Below are 639 nucleotides of genomic sequence, written 5' to 3'. Positions count from 1 at the left end.
AAAATGAAGATGCGATAATATTCCGAGCGAAATTGTTGTCTGTAAGAAGATAAGTTAATACCCAGATTCCTAAAAAACTTAACCCAAAATCTGCAATTGTAGCAACCATGTTCCCATACTTAGGTAGAACAAATAAATCTCCTATTAAGTAGGCTGTCCCTGTAATTAGTAATGAAATCAGTAATATTCTAGGAATCGAAACGTCCTGGAATATACCTGATATCATCAATAATACGGCACTAATAGCAGTATATTTAATTAATAAAGCAACAATATGGTTCATGAATGTTCCTCCAATTTTTAATTTGCATGTAGGAGAAAACTTCTTAATAAAAACGGGTTGTGCCTGTATAAAGCACAACCCGTTTCATTGTGTTCTGGAGGTCTGTTTATAACATGATACTCATATGGCAAGCACTTTTTATTTCGCTCTCCTACACAATACTATTTTGTGAAATATAAGCATGTATTATGTATTAAAACGATAAAAGTTAATACCAAAAAAAGGACTATATATTTTCGAATGCTTTTTTACATATTAAGAGTGAAGGAGGTGACATAACATGTCAAACAATAACAATGGAAGTAGTAATCAATTATTAGTACGTGGGGCTGAACAAGCTCTTGATCAAATGAAAT

At 31.9% G+C, this 639-nt stretch carries 1 protein-coding gene and 1 pseudogene; one reads left to right on the top strand and one right to left on the bottom strand.

From position 1 onward, the window contains the following. Positions 1 to 283, bottom strand: a 283-nt coding sequence (locus V7183_RS21340; protein ID WP_335360756.1) for a DUF2512 family protein, incomplete at its 3' end; no start/stop codon positions are given. Positions 284 to 563: 280 nt separating this feature from the next. Here V7183_RS21340 and V7183_RS21335 point away from each other — a divergent pair. Then, positions 564 to 639: pseudogene (locus V7183_RS21335) on the top strand (spore protein); the annotation flags it as partial.

The sequence above is a fragment of the Bacillus sp. JJ1127 genome, assembly GCF_036965845.1.
GTDB lineage: Bacteria > Bacillota > Bacilli > Bacillales > Bacillaceae_G > Bacillus_A.
This window is presented reverse-complemented; position numbering and strand designations above follow the sequence as displayed.